This window comes from Streptococcus humanilactis, from assembly GCF_019448275.1.
GTDB lineage: Bacteria > Bacillota > Bacilli > Lactobacillales > Streptococcaceae > Streptococcus > Streptococcus humanilactis.
The window spans coordinates 512,177-530,739 of record NZ_JAHXBZ010000001.1; the positions used below are offsets into that span (position 1 = coordinate 512,177).

An 18,563-nucleotide genomic window follows, 5' to 3' on the forward strand; every position below is an offset into this window, starting at 1 on the left:
GCTCATATGTTAACAATTTCACATTTAAATACCAAGCGGTCTATACCACTAAAAATAAGAAAACGAGCAGGCTTGAGTCCCTATCAGTTGGAAATCAGCACTGTTCGTTTTTGTATATATAATCAGATTCAACTCTTAAATCTATAACTTAAGAAATTTTTTAATGAAAAGCTTTTCATTGTTTTTTATCATCTCTTAGATTCAAATTCTTTATAAACTTCCTGAAGATAGGCATCAAAAACTTCTTCATCTGAAATGGTATCGGATATAAAGCTTCCGTTGCTGGTTCGTTCTGACAGATTCAAGTCTTGTAGTCGACTTTCATAGATTGTTCCTTTGTTAGATTGGATAAGCAAAGTTTGATCGTTCCCGTTCACTTCTGTACTAAAGAGGTCACCAACGAAACCTTGCTCTGCAACTGCACCTGCCAAGAAGACACGATGCGGTTTGTTTTTCAACTCACGCAAGACTTGTAGCCCTCGTTTGGCACGGCTGGTTGCTGGAATTTCGTCAATAGAAACACGTTTCAAGCTTCCACGTTGAGTCAAAAGGTAGAAGGATGAGGTATTACAGATAAAGGCCGATTGGAGGACATCATCTTCTTTCAGGTTCATAGCCTTGACACCTGCAGCCTTGGCACCGACAACAGGAACCTCTTCGATATTGAAACGCAGGGCATAACCATTTTGGCTAATCAAGAGAACATCATCCAGTTTAATCGGAGCTACTGCTACAATCTGGTCTGTCTCGTCTTTAAGCTTAGCATACTTAACCGACTTAGATTTATAGGTCCGCCATGGAGTGAACTCTTTTCGTTCTACGCGTTTAATTTGACCAAGACGAGTTGCAGCAAAGTAAGTTGTCGCATCATCAAACTGATCTACTACTTCAACATAAAGGATTTCTTCGTTAGTTTCAAAGTTGGTAATGGTTTGGCTCAGATGCTCTCCGATATCCTTCCAACGAATATCAGCCAATTCATGGATTGGTCTGTAGATGACATTTCCAAGACTTGTGAACATCAAGAGATGCTGGGTTGTCTTGGCAGATTGAACAAAGATCAAACGGTCATCATCACGCTTGCCAATTTCTTCCAGCGTTGAAGCCGCAAAGGAACGTGGACTAGTACGCTTGATGTAACCTGCCTTGGTCACGCTGACATAGGTATCTTCCTCGGCAATCAAACTAGCTGTATCAATCTCGATTGCTTTTGCTGTGTCTTCTAAGCTACTCAAACGTGGTGTCGCAAATTTCTTCTTGACCTCACGAAGCTCTTTCTTCATGAGATTGTACATAGTCCGCTCATCACCGATAATAGCCGCAAGCATGGCAATCTTTTCACGAAGTTCTGCTTCTTCTTCCTGCAAGACAATCACGTCTGTATTGGTCAAACGGTAAAGCTGCAAGGTAACGATGGCCTCAGCCTGTTCTTCTGTAAAATCATAGCTGACCTTGAGGTTTTCCTTTGCGTCAGCCTTATTCTCAGAAGCACGGATAAGAGCAATGACTTCGTCCAAAATCGAAATCACGCGAATCAAACCTTCGACGATATGGAGACGTTTCTCAGCCTTTTCCTTGTCAAAGCGGGAACGAGCCAAAATCACTTCACGACGGTGGGCGATGTAGCTAGACAAGATTGGAACGATCCCAACCTGACGAGGTGTAAAATTGTCAATCGCCACCATGTTAAAGTTGTAGTTGATTTGCAGATCAGTGTATTTGAAAAGATAATTAAGAACAAGCTCCGTATTAGCGTCTTTTTTGAGCTCAATAGCGATTCGAAGACCATCACGGTCAGACTCATCGCGAACCTCAGCAATACCAGCCACCTTGTTATTGACACGAACATCATCGATTTTCTTGACTAGATTGGCCTTGTTGATTTCATAAGGAATCTCAGTAATAACAATTTGTTCCTTACCACCTTTTAGATTTTCAATCTCAGTCTTGGAACGAACAACCACGCGCCCTTTCCCAGTTTCATAGGCCTTCTTGATTTCATCACGACCCTGGATAATCCCTCCAGTCGGGAAGTCTGGTCCCGGCAAGAATTCCATGAGTTTATCCACCTTGGCAGTTGGGTGGTCAATCATGTAAACCGCCGCATCAATGACCTCAGCCAAATTATGGGGAGGAATGTCTGTGGCATATCCAGCCGAAATACCAGTCGATCCATTTACCAAGAGATTTGGAAAAGCTGCTGGCAAGACTGTCGGCTCTTTCTCGGTATCGTCAAAGTTCCAAGCAAAGGGAACTGTCTTCTTCTCGATATCCTGAAGAAGATAGCCAGCAATTTCAGACAGACGTGCCTCAGTATAACGCATAGCCGCAGGCGGATCTCCATCCATAGAACCGTTATTACCGTGCATTTCGACTAGAATCTCACGATTTTTCCAGTCCTGTGACATACGAACCATGGCATCATAGATAGAACTGTCACCGTGTGGGTGAAAATTCCCCATGATGTTACCGACAGACTTGGCCGACTTACGGTAACTCTTGTCAAAGGTATTGCCATCCTTATTCATCGAATAAAGAATACGGCGCTGAACCGGCTTCAAGCCATCACGAATGTCTGGCAAGGCTCGGTCTTGAATAATGTATTTGGAGTAGCGACCAAAGCGCTCTCCCATAATGTCCTCCAGGGACATGTTTTGAATGTTACTCATATAGGATACAGAGCCCGTAAAATATCAAGTGAAAATAGAAAATTCTTGAAGTAAGCAAGCTCACCAGAGAATTTATCTTTTTCACGCGTCATTTAGGGCGTGTTCAACTCCTTTCAAAGAATATAGAGTAGGTTTTTACAGAAAAGGTGTTCAGTTAAGATATAAAGGGACGATTTGGCTTGCCAAAAATGTCTGTAGAAAAATAGAAAATCGATGTAGGGCTCGATGAAGTCAAGACGATTTGATTTGACTTTTTTCCGAATAAAATTAGTCCCGTATTCAGTTACTACAAATAACCAAACGACCCTTTCTGTAGTTTAATGTGTTTAAAATGCGTTGCTTCAGTTAATAAGAAATTTCACATAGCATTCAGGGCGTGTTCAACTCCTTTAAAAAAATGTAGAGTAAATACTATAAAAAAATATAGAGTAAGTGAATTTTATCCAATTCCTGTATCGTCATTTCCACTTGAAATGTCTACTCCACAAATCCTCGTTTATACTTGATATGGCTGGCGATATTACTATCTACATCTTTCTTATCCCAAAGTTGGAGTTCCCATGGATAATAAAAATTACTTTTATTTTTAAAATAGATATGAATACCGACATAGCCATCTTTATCACGTAAATACCAGTTTTTTAGTCCGTACAGCTCTTGCCAATCATCTAGTTTCTCCATAACTTGAGCTATCTCTTTGGAGCTTAAAATCATACGAGCACCAAAAATATCATTAAGAATTGAATTCACAGGATAGCCCTCTTGACGCTCTGAAAAACGTGTAATTTTATCTAAAATAGACTCAGAAGTTTTGACACGATAAACATAGGCAATATCTTGGACATCCGCTTTCATCAGATAATCATTAATTGACTCATGTAAATTCAGACGGTAGGCCAGAATTGCTTTAGTCGGAACTTTTGAAAAGGTATGCTTGAGATTGATTTTTTCCACCTTACCCGTTTCAAAATAATCTTTAGAATATTCTCGATGAATACGATTAATCTCTGTAATGAGGCGTTCCACTTTTTCAATCATGAGTCTTCTCCTCTCGCTTTTTCATTTTTCTAGTTATTCCCAAACTTCTTTACTCTCTCCTCAGCATACTGAATCATCTTCTCAGCCACTTCTTTATCGTAGTCAAAGCCCAGCTTTTGAGCAAGTCTTTGAGCTAAAGTTCCATGGTAGCAAATAAAGACTGGGGGATTTCATCTAAACTTGAGAAATCAAGTAGATTTGAGAATTGTTTCTCTTTCTCAGCAGGTAAATAGTTAAAGAGATACTTGTAGTTCTTGCCGATATCGATTTTTCCCCTGTCACTTGCGACCTGCCAAGATAAGACTTTCAGAAGTTCTTGTTGACAAATGCCGTAGAGATGGTTAGTCGCGTAGATGACTTGCTTACGACAAATCCCTTTGACCACGTAGGCTGACACCCACCAAAATTCATTGCAGGATTTTTCAAAATCTGTCTCACTAGCTGGGCTTGTCCAGTAACGCTGGGGAGTTGGAGAATAAGGCGCAAACAAACCCTTCTCATCTTCTAAAACTATGAATTTCGACTCGCTATCTACCCATTCTTTCATGTGTTCTTTAGGACAGAGGGTTAGATCAATTCGATTCCCATCTTCAAAGAGCATGAGATAGAGACGACGTTGACCAAGGGTGACTTCTTGCTCAATAATGCGTTTGCCAAACCGGTCCAACCAAGATAAATCTGTAATCAGCTCGTCCAGATTCTCTACAACATAGACCACATCGTAGTCTTGAAATTCATCTTTTGGAGCTTTTGTATCGGTTCGCGAACCAGACATGGCGACAGCTTTGACTTGTAAAGTTTTGGCAGTCTGTAAAATCAGATCTAGCATTTCTGTTTCAGCTCTCATGTTGATACCCATTCATTAAAAAGTGACTTAAAACACTGTCGCTTCTTCCAACGTAAACTTGACATTATCTTCAATCCACTTACGGCGTGGTTCGACCTTATCTCCCATGAGGACATTGACACGGCGTTCGGCGCGTGCTAGGTCTTCGATGGTGACACGTATGAGGGTACGGGTTTCTGGATTCATGGTTGTTTCCCAGAGCTGGTCGGCGTTCATCTCTCCAAGTCCCTTGTAACGTTGTAGGGTAGCGCCTTTACCGAACTGTTTGCGGAGTTCTTCTAGTTCACCGTCCGTCCAAGCATAAGCCACTTCTTCTTTCTTTCCTTTTCCTTTAGACATCTTGTAAAGAGGCGGGAGGGCAATATAGACATGTCCTGCTTCGACTAGCGGACGCATGTAACGGTAGAAAAATGTCAAGAGCAAGGTCTGGATATGGGCACCATCAGTATCGGCATCGGTCATGATAATGATCTTGTCATAGTTGGCATCTTCAATAGAGAAGTCTGCTCCAACACCCGCACCAATGGTATAAATCATGGTATTGATTTCTTCATTTTTGAGGATATCTGCCATCTTGGCCTTGGCTGTATTGATAACCTTACCACGAAGAGGTAGAATAGCCTGGAACTTGCGGTCACGGCCTTGTTTGGCAGAACCACCGGCAGAGTCCCCCTCAACCAGATAGAGTTCATTCTTAGCTGGATTCTTGGACTGGGCTGGGGTCAATTTCCCAGACAGCAAGCCCTTGTCTTTTTTATTTTTCTTACCATTTCGGCTCTCATCACGCGCCTTACGTGCCGCCTCGCGAGCGTCACGGGCCTTGATAGCCTTGCGGATGAGGTTAGAAGCCAATTCACCATTTTCCATAAGAAAGAAGGTCAACTTATCCGCCACAATGCCATCCACAACTGGGCGAGCTAGTGGACTTCCTAGTTTGTCCTTGGTCTGTCCTTCAAACTGAAGGTGTTCTTCAGGAACCAAGATAGAAAGAACGGCCGCTAGTCCCTCACGATAGTCTGAACCTTCAAGATTTTTATCTTTTTCCTTGAGAAGCCCCGTCTTACGCGCGTAGTCATTCATAACCTTGGTAATAGCGGACTTGAGTCCTGTCTCGTGCGTTCCACCGTCCTTGGTACGAACGTTATTAACAAAGGATAGAATGTTATCTGAAAATCCATCGTTGTACTGGAGGGCAACTTCCACTTGGAAACCATTATCTTCCCCCTCAAAGTAGAGAACTGGTGTCAAGGTTTCCTTGTCTTCGTTCAGATAAGAAACAAAGTCTTGTACCCCATTCTCATAGTGGAATTTTATCCCTTCATCTGTTCGCTTATCTGTCAGAGACAAGGTCACATTTTTCAAGAGAAAGGCTGATTCATTAAGACGCTCTGAGATGGTATTGTACTTGAAATCTGTCGTAGAGAAGATCGTCGCATCAGGCATAAAAGTAACCTTAGTACCTGTTTTAGACTTGGGCACTGTACCAATTTTCTTCAGAGTCGTGACAGGTTTTCCACCATTTTCAAAACGTTGCTTATAGATTGCCCCGTCACGGGTAATTTCAACTTCCAGCCAACTAGAAAGGGCATTAACAACAGAAGAACCTACCCCGTGGAGACCACCTGATGTCTTATAACCACCTTGACCAAATTTTCCTCCTGCGTGGAGAATGGTAAAGATAACCTCAACAGTTGGAATTCCCATCGCGTGCATACCAGTTGGCATCCCACGTCCGTGGTCTTGCACAGTCAAACTCCCATCTTTATTGATGGTCACATCAATACGGTCACCAAATCCAGACAAGGCCTCATCGACAGCATTATCGACGATTTCCCAGACGAGGTGATGAAGACCTGCACCATCGGTCGATCCGATATACATCCCTGGACGTTTACGGACCGCATCCAACCCTTCTAGCACCTGAATGGCATCATCATTATAATTGTTAATATTGATTTCCTTTTTTGACACAAGGAACCTCCTATTCGTTCATCTTTACTATTCTACAGGTTTTCCAAGGATTTTGCAAAATTTTTCTTTCTCCGGTGTGACAATTTCAGAAGAGATTCTCTGCCTTTCTTCTCCATTTCATGATATAATAGGAGTATGATTACAATAGCTTTATTAATCCTAGCCTATCTGCTGGGTTCGATTCCGTCTGGTCTCTGGATTGGACAAATTTTCTTTCAGACAAATCTGCGTGAACACGGTTCTGGAAATACTGGAACGACCAATACTTGCCGCATTTTAGGAAAAAAAGCGGGAATGACGACATTTGTGATTGACTTTTTCAAAGGAACCCTAGCAACGCTTCTTCCGATTATTTTTCATCTGCAAGGCGTTTCGCCTCTTATCTTTGGACTTTTAGCTGTCATTGGCCATACCTTCCCTATCTTTGCAGGATTTAAGGGAGGCAAGGCTGTCGCAACTAGTGCTGGAGTGATTTTCGGATTTGCTCCTGTCTTCTGTCTCTACCTTGCAGTTGTTTTCTTTGGAACCCTCTATCTTGGTAGTATGATTTCGCTATCTAGTGTCACAGCATCTATCGCGGCTGTCATCGGAGTTCTACTCTTTCCACTTTTTGGTTTTATCCTGAGCAATTATGACCCTCTCTTCATCGCTATTATCTTAGCACTTGCTAGTTTGATTATCATTCGGCATAAGGATAATATCACACGTATCAAAAATAAAACTGAAAATTTGGTCCCTTGGGGATTGAACCTAACTCACCAACATCCAAAAAAATAAAACGTCAGTACATTCTGAACTGACGTTTTTCGTATGCTTATTTTGATTTGATATAGTTGATACCATCTGCTTTTGGTGCGACTGCTTTTCCAAAGAAGGCTGCCAAGACAAGAATTGTCAAAACGTAAGGTGCGATTTGAAGGTAAACCGCAGGCACTCCTTGTAGGAATGGCAATTGAGAACCGATAACGGCCAAACTTTGTGAAAGTCCAAAGAAGAGACTAGAAAGCATGGCTCCGATTGGATTCCATTTCCCAAAGATCATCGCGGCAAGGGCGATAAATCCAGGTCCAACAATAGTTGTCACTGAGAAGTTAACTGAGATGGATTGAGCATAAATCGCTCCCCCAATTCCACCTAGGAAACCTGAAATGATAACTCCTAGATATCTCATCTTGTAGACATTGATTCCCAAGGTATCAGCTGCTTGAGGATGTTCACCGACAGAGCGGAGACGAAGACCAAAGCGAGTCTTGAAGAGGATAAACCAAGCAAGGAACGAGAAGGCAATCGCTAGATAACCAAGTAGACTAGTTGACTTGAAGAAGATATCACCAATCACTGGGATATTTGCCAAGACTGGGAAGTCAAAGCGTCCAAAAGTTTGACTTAGGTTGTCGGTTTGTCCTTTGTTATAAAGAACTTTAACCAAGAAAACAGCCAAGGCTGGCGCCATCAAGTTCAATACCGTACCGCTGACAACATGGTCTGCACGGAAATGAACCGTCGCTGCTGCGTGGATGATAGAAAAGATTCCCCCTACCAATCCTGCTACAAGCAAAGATAGCCATGGAGTTGCTGCTCCAAATTGTTCTGCAAATTCAAGGTTAAAGACAACTCCAGAAAAGGCACCCATAACCATAATTCCTTCAAGGCCGACGTTTACCACACCACCACGTTCAGAGAAAACACCGCCAATACTTGTAAAGATGAGGGGTGCTGAGTAAATCAGCATAGAAGACACCAAGAGGGTGAGCAAGGTTGTAATAGACATCTTTACTTACCTCCTTTAACTTGTTTTTTCGGTTTGACAAAGCGTTCGATAAGGTAATGAACACTGACAAAGAAGATAATAGAAGCTGTTACAATGCTGACAAGCTCAGACGGTACCTGCGCCGCATTCATACCTGGGGCTCCAACTTGGAGAACACCAAACAAGAAGGCTGCAAAGAGAATACCAATTGGTGAGTTGGCCGCAAGCAGACTAACTGCCATTCCATTAAATCCGACAGCTAATGATGCCCCTTGAACATAGACGTTCTGGAAGGTTCCAAGCCCTTCAACGGCTCCACCAAGACCAGCTAAGGCACCTGAGATAATCATTGAAAGGATAATCGTTCTTTTTGCAGAAATACCAGCATATTCTGAAGCATGTGGATTAAGACCAACCGCACGAATTTCAAAACCAAGAGTCGTTTTCTTGAGCATGAACCAAATAACTGCAACGGCAATGATGGCAAAGAAAATACCAATATTCATCCGTGAGTTACCAGTCAACTCAGCTAACCAAGGTGTCTGGTAGGTTGCATTAGCCCCAACACGAATGGTCGAATCTGTACTTTGCATAAAGTCTTTAGGGAAGGCATGAATCAAGGCATTTCCTACATACAAGACGATGTAGTTCATCATAATGGTTACGATAACCTCTGACGTCCCTAGATAAGCCCTAAGAATACCTGGAATCGCTCCGACAATCCCACCAGCAATTAAGGCAATCACGATAGTTGCTAGAATCATCAAGGGACGTGGCATATCTGGATGCGACAAAGCAAACCAACCACTAAGAATCCAACCAGCCAAGGCCTGACCAGGAAGCCCTACGTTAAAGAAACCTGCACGACTGGCAACAGCAAAACCAAGACCAATCAAGACCAAAGGCCCCATAGCACGGAAGATTTCTCCAATCCCACGCAGGCTACCAAAGGCTGTATAGAACAATTCTTCATAGCCCCAAATAGCATCATAACCAAAGATCCACATAACAATGGCCCCGAGTAAAATTCCTAGGAAGACAGAAATCAAGGGAACCGAAATTTGTTGTAATTTTTTAGACATCACTCTTCTCCTTTCCCAAGTTTCCACCAGCCATCAAGACACCTAGTTCTTGTTTATTGGTTGTTTCTGGTGATACAATACCTTGAATCTTACCATCGTGGATAACGGCAATACGGTCTGAGACGTTTAAAATCTCATCCAACTCAAAGCTGACAACAAGGACAGCTTTCCCATTATCACGCTCTTCAATTAAGCGCTTGTGGATATATTCAATGGCACCGACATCCAACCCACGAGTTGGCTGGCTGACGATAAGGAGATCAGGATCTCGATCAATTTCACGAGCAATAATTGCTTTTTGTTGATTTCCTCCTGAGAGTGCCGCTGCAGGAACAAATTCGCTGGCAGCACGAACATCAAACTCTTCCATTAGCTTTTTAGCATAAGAAGTGATATTCGCATAGTTCAAAATTCCATTTTTACTATGTGGTTCTTTATAGTAGGTTTGAAGGGCAATATTTTCAGAAATCATCATTTCCAAAATCAAACCATCACGATGACGGTCTTCTGGAACGTGCCCAACACTCAACTCTGTAATCTGACGTGGGTGCAAGCCTACAATTGAATTTCCTTTTAGCTCGATGCTACCAGATTCAACCTTGCGAAGACCTGTAATGGCTTGAATCAGTTCAGACTGACCATTTCCATCAATCCCCGCAATCCCAACAATCTCTCCAGCACGAACATCCAAGGATAGATTTTTAACAGCTGGAACACCGCGGTTTTCATTGACCACCAAGTCTTTAATAGACAAGACCACTTCTTTTGGTTGAGAAGCTTGTTTCTCTGTTTTAAAGGAAACAGAACGTCCCACCATCATTTCTGCCAAATCAGCATTGGTAGCCCCTGCGATTTCTACAGTTTCAATTGATTTCCCACGACGGATAACTGTAACACGGTCAGAAACTGCGCGAATCTCGTCCAACTTGTGGGTAATCAAGATAATTGATTTCCCTTCTTTGACAAGATTTTTCATAATAGCCATCAACTCATCAATTTCTGATGGAGTCAAAACAGCCGTTGGTTCGTCAAAAATCAGGATATCAGCCCCCCGATAAAGGGTTTTTAAAATTTCTACACGTTGTTGGGCTCCAACTGAGATGTCTGCTACCTTGGCAGAAGGGTCAACAGCTAAGCCATAACGTTCAGAAAGAGCTTTGATTTCTTTGCTAGCTCCAGCGATATCTAGCACACCATTTTTAGTCAATTCACTTCCTAAAATGATGTTTTCAGCCACTGTGAAAGCCTCTACCAACATAAAGTGCTGGTGAACCATTCCGATTCCCAAGCTAGCTGCTTTAGATGGCGAGTCGAGGTTGACAACTTGACCGTTGACCACAATTTCACCACTGGTTGGTTCAAGAAGCCCTGCTAACATATTCATTAGCGTGGACTTACCAGCCCCATTTTCTCCTAAAAGTGCATGAATTTCACCTTTTCGTAGGTGCAGGTTGATTTTGTCGTTGGCAACAAATTCACCAAACACCTTGGTAATATCACGCATCTCAATGACATTTTCGTGTGCCATGTGCTCTTCCTTTCAGAGTCTTATTTTATTTCAATAAAACTTGCTAGTTTGTCTAGTAGCAAGCTTTACTGAGACAAAATGACTTTGTCTCAACTCTTAAAAAGCGGCCAAGGGCCGCTTCCTAAGAAATGACTTTCATCCATTATTTTTCAGGAACTTTTACGCTTCCGTCAAGGATTTTAGCTTTAGCATCTTCAACAGCTTTTTTACCTTCTTCTGAAAGGTTTGTCACTGCCAAGTCAACCCCTTTATCTTTCAATGAGTAGACAATGATTTGACCACCAGGGAATTCACCTTTTTCTGCCTTGTTAGCAATATCTTTTACAGTTGTACCAACTTGTTTCAATGTAGATACAAGAACAAAGTTTGATTCTTTGCCATCTTTAGAAGTGTATTTACCTTCTGCTTCTTGGTCACGGTCAACACCGATAACCCAAACTTTTTCATTTTCAGGACGGCTTTCGTTGAGTGATTTTGCTTCTGCAAAGACACCTGCACCTGTTCCACCTGCTGCTTGGTAAACAACGTCTGCACCAGCTGCGTATTGTGCTGCTGCAATTGTTTTACCTTTAGCAGCATCACCAAATGAACCAGCGTAGTCAACTTGTACTTTGATAGATGGGTCTACTGACTCAACACCAGCTTTAAATCCAGCTGCAAAACGTGAGATAACTTCAGACTCGATACCACCTACAAAACCAACTTGTTTTGTTTTAGTTGTTTTAGCTGCTGCAACACCTGCAAGGTAAGCAGCTTCGTTATCAGCAAATGTTACGCTCGCAACATTCTTTTGATCTTTAATCACATCATCAATCAAGACATAGTTCAAGTCAGAGTGGTCTTTTGCTGCTTCTTCAACTGCATTGTGAAGGGCAAAACCAACACCGAAGATTAGGTTGTAACTTCCAGCCGCTTGTTGCAAGTTGTTAGCGTAGTCAGCTTCACTTGTTGATTGGAAATAAGTAAAACCTTTATCTTTTGAAAGATTGTGTTCTTTACCCCAAGCCTGCAAACCTTCCCAAGCTGATTGGTTGAATGATTTGTCATCAACACCACCAGTATCAGTGACGATTGCTGCTTTTGTCTTCACATCAGAAGATGAATCTGCCTTACGAGAAGAGCGGTTACCACATGCAGCAAGTCCAACTGCTGCCACTGCAACTAGACCAAGGCCTAGCCATTGTTTCTTGTTCATTACTGAACCTCCTAAATAAGATGTGCAACGATGTTGCAAGTATGGATTGGTTGGCCACAAGGACCGTGCCACTCAGAGAGCGACTCAGACTAGTTTAAGTCTGTAAAAGAGTATGGAAGTAACTCCCCGACCGTCATCTCGACCGTCGATTTATCTTTTGCGACTAAAGTCACTTTTAGATCTTGTTCAAAAAATTCGACCATTACTTGGCGACAAGCACCACATGGTGAAATTGGTTTTTCAGTTTGTCCATAGACAATCAATTCTGAAAATTCTCTTTGTCCTTCAGATATAGCCTTAAAAATGGCTGTTCTCTCACCGCAATTGGTCAAAGGATAGCTAGCATTTTCGATATTCACTCCCGTGTAAACACTTCCGTCTTTTGCCACTAAAACTGCTCCGATAGGAAAGTGAGAATAGGGTACATAGGCTTTCTTGCTGGTTTCAATTGCTAGTTCAATCAACTCAGTAGTCGCCATCTGACAATTCTCCTTTTAAAATGGCTACACCAGCTGACGTTCCGATACGGGTCGCACCTGCTTCGACAAAGGCAAGAGCATCTGCATAAGAACGAGCTCCACCAGCAGCCTTGACACCCATATCAGGTCCAACTGTTTCACGCATTAATGTAACATCTGCTATCGTAGCACCACCAGTTGAAAAGCCAGTTGAAGTTTTTACGAAGTCAGCTCCAGCTTTTTGAGCTAATTGGCAAGCCACAACTTTTTCTTGGTCTGTCAGAAGGCAAGCTTCAATAATGACTTTCACTAACTTGTCACCACTTGCTTCCATTACTGCGCGAATATCTGACTCAACCAAATCAAGATTACCTGTTTTGAGAGCTCCAACATTGATCACCATATCAATCTCATCTGCACCATTTTGGATAGCTTCCTTGGTTTCAAAAGCTTTCATAGTTGAAGTTGTTGCTCCCAAGGGGAAACCTACTACTGTGCAGACCTTTACATCTGTGCCTTCAAGTCCTTTTTTAGCATGTTCAACCCAGGTTGGATTGACACAAACACTGGCAAAATCATACTCTCTAGCTTCAGACAACAAACAATCAATTTGATTTTCTAACGCATCTTGTTTTAAAAGCGTATGATCGATATATTTATTTAATTTCATATTCGGATTCTCCTGCAGTTTATGAGATTATTTCTATAATTTCTCGTAAACTTTGCACCCTATCATTTATTTTAACATATTTTTGAAAATCTGTAACTAGCTGAGGAGAAATTTTTCCATTTGTGTATACTTTTGCAACAATTTCTCCCTTTTGAACGGAATCTCCAACTTTCTTTTCAAAAACAATTCCTGTCTCATAGTCCAAGGCATCAGACTTGACTGCACGGCCTGCCCCCAGTCTCATGGCATAAAGACCAAATTCCATAGCTGGGAGAGCTGAAATGACACCCGTTTCCTGAGCAGGGATTTCCACCACATGGGCTACATCTACAGGACGATAGAGGTCTTCCAAGTCTCCACCTTGGGCTTGGACCATCTCCTCAAACTTAGCAAGCGCTTGTCCATTTTCAAGATGTTGGCGAACTTCTTCAACTGTTTTATTTACATTTGCCAGTCCAAGCATAATTTGAGCCAACTCACATATGAAGTGGGTAATATCCTGACGGCCTTGACCTTGTAAAATCTCCAATGCTTCAAGGATTTCCAGACGATTTCCAATCGCTCGTCCCAAGGGCTGGCTCATATCCGTAATGACTGCTACCGTTTTTCTACCAACTGCCTTACCAAGTTCCACCATGGTTTGAGCCAATTCGCGTGCCTCATCAACCGTCTTCATGAAAGCACCCTCTCCGACAGTTACGTCAAGCAAAATAGCGTCCGCCCCTGCCGCAATTTTCTTGCTCATCACCGAACTCGCAATCAAAGGAATCGTGTCGACAGTTGCGGTCACATCACGAAGGGCATAGAGGAGCTTATCCGCTTTGACCAGCTGGTCTGATTGCCCAATGACAGATACTCCAATCTCCTGAACCTGATGAATGAAATCCTCTTGACTACGCTCTACTTGATAGCCCTTAATGGACTCCAATTTATCAATTGTCCCACCAGTATGGCCGAGACCACGACCACTCATTTTTGCCACAGGTACACCGAAGCTAGCAACAAGAGGAGCTAAAATCAAGGTCACCTTATCACCAACACCACCCGTAGAATGCTTGTCAACCTTAACCCCATCAATAGCTGATAAATCAAACTCTTGCCCTGTCTGAACCATTTTCATAGTCAAATCAGAAATTTCACGAGTCGTCATTCCTTTGAAATAAACAGCCATAGCAAAGGCAGACATCTGATAATCAGGGACAGTTCCTGACACATAGCCTTCTACCAGCCATTCAATTTCACTCGAAGTCAATTCTTGACCGTCTCGTTTCTTTTGAATTAAATCAACTGCTCTCATTCGTTCACACTTCTAAGGATATAGTATCCCTTATCTTTTTTGACGATTTCACAATTGCCAAACACCTCTTCCATCTTGGACTTAGCACTTGGGGCCCCTTGTTTTTTCTGGATAACGATTGTTAAATCTCCACCAGTTTCCAAGAAATCTTTACTTTTCTCAATGATTTCATGAACCACTTGCTTGCCCGCACGGATAGGAGGATTGGAAATGACATGGTCAAATGTGCCTTCAACTTGTTCATAAATATTGGACTGGAAAATCGTCGCTTCTACTTTATTTCGTTCAGCATTTTGTCGTGCCAAATCCAAAGCACGATTGTTGATATCGACCATGGTCGCCTGAACTCCATAAGCCTTAGCCAAAGACAATCCCAGAGGCCCATAACCACAACCTACATCAAGGACAGTCTCTCCTTGGTTGACCTCAAGACACTTGAGCAATAGTTGACTTCCAAAGTCAATCATTTTCTTGCTAAAAACACCCGCATCCGTCAAAAAGGTCATTTTTTCTCCCAACAAGTCCACTCTCAACTCATGAATGTCGTGAGCAGCGTCAGGATTTTCTGCATAATACATTTTACTCATGAAACTATTTTACCATAATTTGACTTAAATTGTAAATCGTTTACAAATTGATAATAAAACGAAAAAGACAGAAGAAAGCTAGTAAGTAAAACATTTTCTTCAATCTCTTTAAATTATTGGAAACGAATGACAAGCCATTGGGAGCTATAAGGTATCACATTCAGGATAAAACAACAAATTTATTGTCTATAATCAAGCGCATTTTTATTACGATTGCTTAACCTTACAATACTTTATTATCAACAAAATTCCCAACAGGATGTTTAGATAAAAGCCCAACTGATAAGTTTGTGTCAGGATTTCCAAACTTGTCCAAAGTCGTATCAAATCTTCTAGTGACATGCGGAAGAAATAACCCTCTGTAGCAATCCATAGAACTAAAAAGACATAACTACCAGCTGCAAACCATTTCGTCCACCGTTTTTTGAGTAGGCAAGCAATCAAGAGCGAACAGATAAAGATAGCTGTTACAATAGCATGTTCCATCAAAAAAGTAAAACCGTAATAGATTTCCACAAAGCGTCTACCATTATCCGCATTCGCCCCTTTTATAAAAGGTAAAGCAAAACTTAAAATAAAACAGAGTTCCAATATATAACTTTTTAAAATTTTCATGACACACCTCCTATAAGTTGTGAATCCCAAAGCCCCCTTTTTTAGCTCATAAGTCAGGAGAAAGTAGCTCCTACTTCATCAATAAATTGTTCATCCTCTATCTACATCTATTATATAATATTGACTGACCTCATTCAAGAAACCGCTTTATTTTTTTAGCTTTTTATGGTATGATAGACAAAATATCTAGGGGAAAACAAATGACCAACGAATTTTTACATTTTGAAAAAATCAGCCGCCAGACTTGGCAATCCTTACATCGAAAGACAACACCTCCTTTGACAGAAGAGGAATTAGAATCCATCAAGAGTTTTAATGACCAGATTAGCTTGCAGGATGTTACCGATGTCTATCTTCCCCTAGCCCATCTCATCCAGATTTATAAGCGTACCAAGGATGATTTGGCCTTTTCAAAAGGGATTTTCCTCCAACGTGAAAGCAAAGCCCAGCCTTTTATCATTGGGGTTTCTGGGAGTGTTGCCGTTGGAAAATCCACAACCAGTCGCCTACTTCAAATCCTACTGTCCCGTACACTTACAGATGCTACGGTTGAGTTGGTAACAACTGACGGCTTTCTCTATCCCAACCAGACCTTGCTTGAACAAGGGATTTTAAATCGCAAGGGATTTCCTGAAAGCTATGATATGGAAGCTCTTCTCAACTTCTTGGACCGTATCAAAAATGGACAAGATGTGGATATTCCTGTCTATTCTCATGAAGTCTACGACATCGTACCCGAGGAAAAGCAAAGCGTTAAAGCTGCTGATTTTGTCATTGTTGAGGGAATAAATGTCTTTCAAAATCCACAAAACGAACGTCTTTACATTACCGACTTCTTTGACTTTTCCATCTATGTTGATGCTGCAGTCGATGACATCGAGAGTTGGTATCTGGACCGTTTCTTGAAGATGCTGAGCCTAGCCCAAAACGACCCTAATAGCTACTATTATCGTTTTACTCAGATGCCGATTGGGGAAGTGGAATCCTTTGCCCATCAGGTCTGGACCAGTATCAATCTCACAAATCTACAAAATTACATTGAACCAACCAGAAACCGTGCGGAAGTGATTCTTCATAAAACAAAGAACCATGAAATCGATGAAATTTACTTAAAAAAGTAATTTTCCCTTGTCAAAACGTAAGTTTTCAGATATAATGGTATAGTTAGTAAATATGGAGGTAAGAACATTGGCAAACATTAAATCAGCTATCAAGCGCGCTGAATTGAACGTTAAACAAAACGAAAAGAACTCAGCTCAAAAATCAGCTATGCGTACTGCTATCAAAGCTTTCGAAGCAAACCCATCTGAAGAACTTTTCCGTGCTGCTAGCTCAGCTATCGATAAAGCAGAAACTAAAGGTTTGATTCACAAAAACAAAGCAAGCCGCGATAAAGCTCGTCTTTCAGCTAAACTTGCTAAATAAGAAACAGTCCATAGAGGCTGTTTTTTTGTCTCCAAATTGGAAAGGGTAGAAAATGAAAATCGCAATTATCGGATATTCTGGTGCTGGTAAGTCAACTCTAGCAGAAAAGTTGTCTCACTGCTACTCCATCCCAAAACTTCACATGGACACACTCCAATTTCAACCCGGTTGGCAAGACAGTGACCGTGAATGGATGTTGGATGAGATGAAAAATTTTCTCACCAAGCATGAAGCTTGGGTTATTGATGGTAATTATTCTTGGTGCTATTACGAAGAAAGAATGCAGGAAGCTGATCAAATCATCTTTCTCAATTTTCCCCCATTGACCTGTCTCTTTAGAGCCTTTAAGCGTTATCTTAAATACCGGGGAAAAGTCAGAGAAAGTATGGCAGCTGGTTGTCAAGAACAATTTAATTGGGAGTTTATCAGATGGATTCTCTGGGATGGACGGAGCAAATCCGCTAAGGAACGCTACAAATGGATTCAAAAAAACTATCCATATAAAGTGGTCATCCTCAGATCACAAAAAGAGATAGACCAATTTCTAGATAAGAAAAGGAAGTCCTCCAATTCATAAAGAAGGACTTCCTTTTTGGCTATAATTATTCTGCAATCAAGGTTTCCAAACCAACCTTCATCATATCGGTAAAGGTATTTTGGCGTTCTTCTGCGGTAGTGTCTTCGTCTGGATTGACCAAACTATCAGAAATAGTCATAATAGCTAGCGCGTCAACATGGTGTTGGGCTGCCAGATAGTAAAGGGCTGCTGCTTCCATTTCCACAGCCTTGACTCCCCATTTACCAAGTTCGATGTTCTTTTCAAAGTAGTTTGAATAAAAGACATCAGAAGACAAAACGTTCCCAACGTGGGTGATCATACCGAGTTCTTTAGCGATATGGTAGGCCTTATCCAACAAATCAAAGCTAGCGATTTGTGGAAAATCGTACTGTGGCCAGTCATTGCGGACGATGTTTGAGTTGGTTGCCGCTGCCTGCGCCAAAACCAATTCACGAACGTGAACGTCTTCATTCAAAGAACCTGCAGTTCCCACACGGATCAATTTTTTCACACCATAGTCAACAATCAACTCACGCGCATAAATCGAAATGGATGGCATTCCCATCCCAGTTCCCATGACAGATACACGGTGGCCCTTGTAAGTACCAGTGTAACCAAACATGTTACGTACTTCGTTAAAACAAACAGCATCTTCAAGGAAATTCTCCGCAATAAACTTAGCACGAAGAGGATCCCCAGGAAGAAGAATTTTATCAGCAATTTCACCCTGCTGAGCAGCAATATGGATAGACATAATATAAGATACCAAACCCGTCAAAAAGCAAAGGGAAAATAGGAGTTGGGTGCAGTGAGCGATGCTCGCTAGACCAACTATCTTTTTCCCACTGCTTTTAGGGTGGGTTCAATTCCTT

17 protein-coding genes and 1 pseudogene are annotated in these 18,563 nt (G+C 41.7%); 4 read left to right on the plus strand and 14 right to left on the minus strand.

What is annotated here, in order from left to right; translation table 11 throughout:
- Positions 1-188: 188 nt before the first annotated feature.
- From parC to parE, 4 genes and pseudogenes are all read right to left on the minus strand, one after another.
- Positions 189-2,669, minus strand: a complete 2,481-nt coding sequence (parC, locus tag KV696_RS02360; RefSeq protein ID WP_219966743.1) for a DNA topoisomerase IV subunit A — start codon at positions 2,667-2,669, stop codon at positions 189-191.
- A gap of 477 nt (positions 2,670-3,146) precedes the next feature.
- A complete protein-coding gene (locus tag KV696_RS02365) occupies positions 3,147-3,707 on the minus strand; it encodes a nucleotidyltransferase family protein (RefSeq protein WP_050222938.1) in 561 nt (186 codons plus the stop codon).
- Positions 3,708-3,736: 29 nt separating this feature from the next.
- A pseudogene (locus tag KV696_RS02370) lies at positions 3,737-4,554 on the minus strand (aminoglycoside 6-adenylyltransferase).
- Positions 4,555-4,581: 27 nt separating this feature from the next.
- A complete protein-coding gene (gene parE, locus KV696_RS02375; protein WP_219966744.1) occupies positions 4,582-6,525 on the minus strand; it encodes a DNA topoisomerase IV subunit B in 1,944 nt (647 codons plus the stop codon).
- Between the two features lie 135 nt (positions 6,526-6,660).
- Here parE and plsY point away from each other — a divergent pair, with 135 nt between their 5' ends.
- On the plus strand, positions 6,661-7,302 hold the full coding sequence (gene plsY / locus KV696_RS02380) for a glycerol-3-phosphate 1-O-acyltransferase PlsY (protein WP_219966745.1): 642 nt from the start codon (positions 6,661-6,663) through the stop codon (positions 7,300-7,302).
- 37 nt (positions 7,303-7,339) lie between these two features.
- On the opposite strand, the gene KV696_RS02385 is transcribed toward plsY, so the two are convergent.
- From KV696_RS02385 to KV696_RS02425, 9 genes are all read right to left on the minus strand, one after another.
- Positions 7,340-8,296, minus strand: a complete 957-nt coding sequence (locus KV696_RS02385) for an ABC transporter permease (RefSeq protein WP_023940960.1) — start codon at positions 8,294-8,296, stop codon at positions 7,340-7,342.
- 2 nt (positions 8,297-8,298) lie between these two features.
- The gene (locus KV696_RS02390; protein ID WP_061759020.1) at positions 8,299-9,357 is read right to left on the minus strand and encodes an ABC transporter permease; all 1,059 of its coding nucleotides are present in this window, start codon (positions 9,355-9,357) and stop codon (positions 8,299-8,301) included.
- On the minus strand, positions 9,350-10,885 hold the full coding sequence (locus tag KV696_RS02395) for an ABC transporter ATP-binding protein (protein ID WP_219966746.1): 1,536 nt from the start codon (positions 10,883-10,885) through the stop codon (positions 9,350-9,352). Before KV696_RS02395 ends, KV696_RS02390 begins: the two co-directional genes overlap by 8 nt.
- A gap of 142 nt (positions 10,886-11,027) precedes the next feature.
- Positions 11,028-12,080 (minus strand): BMP family lipoprotein, encoded by a 1,053-nt coding sequence (locus KV696_RS02400; RefSeq protein WP_060806309.1) that lies wholly within the window; start codon positions 12,078-12,080, stop codon positions 11,028-11,030.
- Positions 12,081-12,169: 89 nt separating this feature from the next.
- Positions 12,170-12,559 (minus strand): cytidine deaminase, encoded by a 390-nt coding sequence (locus KV696_RS02405; protein WP_060806308.1) that lies wholly within the window; start codon positions 12,557-12,559, stop codon positions 12,170-12,172.
- Positions 12,546-13,208: a deoxyribose-phosphate aldolase gene (deoC, locus tag KV696_RS02410; RefSeq protein WP_219966747.1), complete on the minus strand. Its 663-nt coding sequence runs from the start codon at positions 13,206-13,208 to the stop codon at positions 12,546-12,548. The genes KV696_RS02405 and deoC overlap by 14 nt, the downstream gene beginning before the upstream one ends.
- A gap of 19 nt (positions 13,209-13,227) precedes the next feature.
- Positions 13,228-14,505 carry a pyrimidine-nucleoside phosphorylase gene (locus KV696_RS02415; RefSeq protein ID WP_219966748.1) on the minus strand — a complete coding sequence of 426 codons (1,278 nt, stop codon included), beginning with the start codon at positions 14,503-14,505 and terminating at the stop codon, positions 13,228-13,230.
- The gene (locus tag KV696_RS02420) at positions 14,502-15,092 is read right to left on the minus strand and encodes a class I SAM-dependent methyltransferase (protein ID WP_284440255.1); all 591 of its coding nucleotides are present in this window, start codon (positions 15,090-15,092) and stop codon (positions 14,502-14,504) included. Before KV696_RS02420 ends, KV696_RS02415 begins: the two co-directional genes overlap by 4 nt.
- A gap of 207 nt (positions 15,093-15,299) precedes the next feature.
- Positions 15,300-15,707 carry a hypothetical protein gene (locus tag KV696_RS02425; protein WP_219966749.1) on the minus strand — a complete coding sequence of 136 codons (408 nt, stop codon included), beginning with the start codon at positions 15,705-15,707 and terminating at the stop codon, positions 15,300-15,302.
- 200 nt (positions 15,708-15,907) lie between these two features.
- On the opposite strand from KV696_RS02425, the gene coaA reads away from it, so the two are divergent.
- The 3 genes from coaA to KV696_RS02440 all read left to right on the plus strand — a co-directional run bounded on the left by coaA (position 15,908) and on the right by KV696_RS02440 (position 17,709).
- The gene (coaA, locus tag KV696_RS02430; protein WP_219966750.1) at positions 15,908-16,828 is read left to right on the plus strand and encodes a type I pantothenate kinase; all 921 of its coding nucleotides are present in this window, start codon (positions 15,908-15,910) and stop codon (positions 16,826-16,828) included.
- Positions 16,829-16,895: 67 nt separating this feature from the next.
- Positions 16,896-17,132 (plus strand): 30S ribosomal protein S20, encoded by a 237-nt coding sequence (gene rpsT / locus KV696_RS02435; protein ID WP_001274000.1) that lies wholly within the window; start codon positions 16,896-16,898, stop codon positions 17,130-17,132.
- A 52-nt stretch (positions 17,133-17,184) separates the two neighbouring features.
- A complete protein-coding gene (locus KV696_RS02440) occupies positions 17,185-17,709 on the plus strand; it encodes a DNA topology modulation protein (RefSeq protein ID WP_219966751.1) in 525 nt (174 codons plus the stop codon).
- Positions 17,710-17,734: 25 nt separating this feature from the next.
- On the opposite strand, the gene deoD is transcribed toward KV696_RS02440, so the two are convergent.
- Complete coding sequence (deoD, locus tag KV696_RS02445) at positions 17,735-18,445, minus strand: purine-nucleoside phosphorylase (protein ID WP_219966752.1); 711 nt, start codon at positions 18,443-18,445, stop codon at positions 17,735-17,737.
- Positions 18,446-18,563: the final 118 nt, after the last annotated feature.

What these genes read in the sequence shown, in the direction of transcription:
- plsY (WP_219966745.1), top strand. Translation starts at nt 6,661, where the DNA reads ATGATTACAATAGCTTTATTAATCCTAGCCTATCTGCTGGGTTCGATT.
- KV696_RS02395 (WP_219966746.1), bottom strand. Translation starts at nt 10,885, where the DNA reads ATGGCACACGAAAATGTCATTGAGATGCGTGATATTACCAAGGTGTTT.
- KV696_RS02400 (WP_060806309.1), bottom strand. Translation starts at nt 12,080, where the DNA reads ATGAACAAGAAACAATGGCTAGGCCTTGGTCTAGTTGCAGTGGCAGCA.
- KV696_RS02405 (WP_060806308.1), bottom strand. Translation starts at nt 12,559, where the DNA reads ATGGCGACTACTGAGTTGATTGAACTAGCAATTGAAACCAGCAAGAAA.
- KV696_RS02420 (WP_284440255.1), bottom strand. Translation starts at nt 15,092, where the DNA reads ATGAGTAAAATGTATTATGCAGAAAATCCTGACGCTGCTCACGACATT.
- KV696_RS02365 (WP_050222938.1), bottom strand. Translation starts at nt 3,707, where the DNA reads ATGATTGAAAAAGTGGAACGCCTCATTACAGAGATTAATCGTATTCAT.
- KV696_RS02440 (WP_219966751.1), top strand. Translation starts at nt 17,185, where the DNA reads ATGAAAATCGCAATTATCGGATATTCTGGTGCTGGTAAGTCAACTCTA.
- parC (WP_219966743.1), bottom strand. Translation starts at nt 2,669, where the DNA reads ATGAGTAACATTCAAAACATGTCCCTGGAGGACATTATGGGAGAGCGC.
- KV696_RS02415 (WP_219966748.1), bottom strand. Translation starts at nt 14,505, where the DNA reads ATGAGAGCAGTTGATTTAATTCAAAAGAAACGAGACGGTCAAGAATTG.
- deoC (WP_219966747.1), bottom strand. Translation starts at nt 13,208, where the DNA reads ATGAAATTAAATAAATATATCGATCATACGCTTTTAAAACAAGATGCG.
- KV696_RS02385 (WP_023940960.1), bottom strand. Translation starts at nt 8,296, where the DNA reads ATGTCTATTACAACCTTGCTCACCCTCTTGGTGTCTTCTATGCTGATT.
- coaA (WP_219966750.1), top strand. Translation starts at nt 15,908, where the DNA reads ATGACCAACGAATTTTTACATTTTGAAAAAATCAGCCGCCAGACTTGG.
- deoD (WP_219966752.1), bottom strand. Translation starts at nt 18,445, where the DNA reads ATGTCTATCCATATTGCTGCTCAGCAGGGTGAAATTGCTGATAAAATT.
- KV696_RS02390 (WP_061759020.1), bottom strand. Translation starts at nt 9,357, where the DNA reads ATGTCTAAAAAATTACAACAAATTTCGGTTCCCTTGATTTCTGTCTTC.
- KV696_RS02425 (WP_219966749.1), bottom strand. Translation starts at nt 15,707, where the DNA reads ATGAAAATTTTAAAAAGTTATATATTGGAACTCTGTTTTATTTTAAGT.